The 2,625-nt window shown below is 75.5% G+C and carries 3 protein-coding genes; all 3 read left to right on the top strand.

The features are described from left to right. The first annotated feature begins 128 nt into the window (after positions 1-128). Positions 129-626 (top strand): cupredoxin family copper-binding protein, encoded by a 498-nt coding sequence (locus ACFV4F_RS43095; protein WP_380511464.1) that lies wholly within the window; start codon positions 129-131, stop codon positions 624-626. A 6-nt stretch (positions 627-632) separates the two neighbouring features. Then, positions 633-1,076, top strand: coding sequence for a hypothetical protein (locus ACFV4F_RS43090; protein WP_380511461.1), 444 nt, complete (start codon positions 633-635; stop codon positions 1,074-1,076). Positions 1,077-1,446: 370 nt separating this feature from the next. Next, positions 1,447-2,625, top strand: a 1,179-nt coding sequence (locus tag ACFV4F_RS43085) for a formyltransferase family protein (RefSeq protein ID WP_380511459.1), incomplete at its 3' end; no start/stop codon positions are given.

Below are 2,625 nucleotides of genomic sequence, written 5' to 3'. Positions count from 1 at the left end.
GGTGTGTGTCTATTTTTTGTATATGACACCGGACGTGCTCCCCACACCCCCCGCGGGGGCGCCCCCCCCCCCCCCCCGGGCCCCCCCCCCCACCCCTCCACCCGACCCACCCGAAACGGAGCCCGTACGTGACCAGAACCCGGCCCCTCCTGGCTGCTGCCGCCGCCCTGCTGCTCTCCGTGGGTCTCGCGGCCTGCTCCAGCTCCAGCAAGCCCGCGAACACCACCACCAGCGCGGCGAGTTCCCCGGCCGCCAGTGCCAGTGCCAGTGCCACCGCGACCGCGAGCGCCACCGCGACCGCGAGCGCCACCGCGACCGCGACCGCCAGTGCCACCGCGTCTGCCTCCGCCGCCACGCCCGCACCCAGCAGCACCGGCGCGCTCCAGGTCACGATCAAGAACTTCGCGTTCGCGCCGGCCTCCCTCACCGTGAAGCCCGGTCAGACCGTCACGGTCGTCAACCAGGACTCCACCACCCACACGCTGACCGCCTCCGACAAGTCCTTCGACACGGGGAACATCGCCCCGGGGGCGTCCGCGACCTTCACCGCGCCGCAGCAGACGGGCGACCACCCGTACATCTGCACCATCCACCCGTTCATGCACGGCACCCTCACCGTTGGCTGATGCACCATGGACACCCCCGCACCCGGCCGCCGCCGCGGCCGGAGCCTCACCCACCTCGTCCTGCGCCTCGCGGCGGCGGCCGGACTCGCGATCGACGCGGCCGTCCACGCCCGGCTGGCCGACCAGTACGACGCCGTCGGCGACTCGCTCAGCCAGGGCACCCTGTTCCGCCTGGAGTCCGCGGCCGCGAGCCTCGCCGCGCTGCTCCTGCTCCTGTGGCGGCACCGCACCGGTGACGCCTTCGCGTGGACCGTCGCCGCCTCCGGGCTCGGCGCGCTGCTGCTCTACCGCTACGTGGACGTCGGCGCCATCGGCCCGCTGCCGAACATGTACGAGCCCGTGTGGTTCACCGACAAGACGCTCGCCGCCTGGGCCGAGGGGGTCGCCACGGCGGCCCTCACCGTGCTGCTGCTGGACCGCCGACGACGCCGTCCCCGACCCCGGTCGTGAGGGCCGGGCCCCACGCCGGCGCGCGCTTCGGAGGCGCCCCGCCGCGCTCCAGTGCGCCCTGCCCGCCTCCGCACGCCGTTGTGGGCCGGGCCGACCGCGATGAGGCTTCTTGTCCGTACACGTTGTCTGTACATGTTCATGAAACCCGTCCGCGGAGGTGCACACCCGTCACTAACCCCGCAATCAGCCGACCAGTGGCCCGCCCCACCTCCCCGGGGGTGGGCCACCTCCACGTCGGCCGGGCGGCAGCGGCGGCGACGGCGGCGGTTCGGGTGAACGGGCGGCGCGGCGGCGGGCGCGCGGCCGGGGGCGGACGGGGCCGGGGCGATGATCGCCGGGTTCCCGGACGCTCACCCCACCGGAGGCGGATATGCGGATCCTGCTCCTCGCCAGCGCGTTCAACAGCCTCAGCCAGCGGCTCCACGCCGAACTGCGCGACCGCCGCCACACCGTGGACGTCCACCTCGCCGGGGACGACGACGACCTGCGCGCCGCCGTTCGGCGCCTGCGGCCCGACCTGGTCCTCGCGCCCATGCTGCGCACCGCCGTCCCGCCGGACGTCTGGTCGGAGACCACCTGCCTGATCGTCCATCCGGGCCCGCCGGGCGACCGCGGCCCGTCCTCGCTCGACCGGGCGGTCCAGGAGGGCGTCACCGAGTGGGGCGTCACGGTGCTCCAGGCCGAGGCCGAGATGGACGCCGGGCCGGTCTGGGCCTGGGCGCCGTGCCGCCTGCCCGCGCGCGGCAAGAGCGACCTGTACCGCAACGAGGTCTCCGACGCGGCCGTGGCCGCCGCGCTGGTCGCCGTCGAACGCGTCGCCTCCGGCACGTACGCGCCGCAGCCGCAGCACGGGCCCGGCTGGCGGGCGCCGGTGCGCACCCGGCCCGTCCTGCGCCAGGAGGAGCGCCGGATCGACTGGGCGGACGACTCCACCGAGGAGGTGCTGCGCCGGCTCCGCGCCGCGGACTCGCAGCCCGGCGTGCTCGACGAGCTGTGCGGCGGCGAGTGGTACCTGCACGGCGGGCACCCCGAGCCGGAGCTGCGCGGCCGTCCCGGCGACCTCCTCGCGACCCGGGCCGGGGCGGTGTGCCGGGCTACTCCGGACGGCGCAGTGTGGATCCCCGAACTCCGCCGGCGGCGCACACCCGGCGGGCCCGCGACCTTCAAGCTCCCGGCCGTGACGGCGCTCGGCGCCCTGCTGCCCGCGCTGCCCGAGGTGCCGGCGCCGCTGATGCCGGGCGGGGACGACGCGCCCGCCTGGTCGGACATCGGCTACCGCGAGGAAGGCCCGGTGGGCTTCCTGCGCTTCTCCTTCCCCGGCGGCGCGATGTCCGCCGAGCACTGCCGCCGCCTGCGGGAGGCGTACCGCTTCGCGCTCGGGCGGCCGACCTCGGTGCTGGTGCTGGGCGGCGGCCGGGACTTCTTCTCCAACGGCATCCACCTCAACGTCATCGAGGCCGCCCCGGACCCGGCCGCCGAGTCCTGGGCCTACATCTCCGCGTTGGACGACCTCGTGGGGCAGGTGCTCTCCACCACCGACCGCGTGGTG

This window comes from Kitasatospora sp. NPDC059722 (assembly GCF_042733235.1).
Taxonomy (GTDB): domain Bacteria; phylum Actinomycetota; class Actinomycetes; order Streptomycetales; family Streptomycetaceae; genus Kitasatospora.
Note: the sequence above shows the minus strand (reverse complement) of the source record. Positions and strands in the feature narration are given on the sequence as shown.

Coding starts and splice junctions, on each gene's coding strand:
- ACFV4F_RS43090 (WP_380511461.1), top strand. CDS start 633: ATGGACACCCCCGCACCCGGCCGCCGCCGCGGCCGGAGCCTCACCCAC.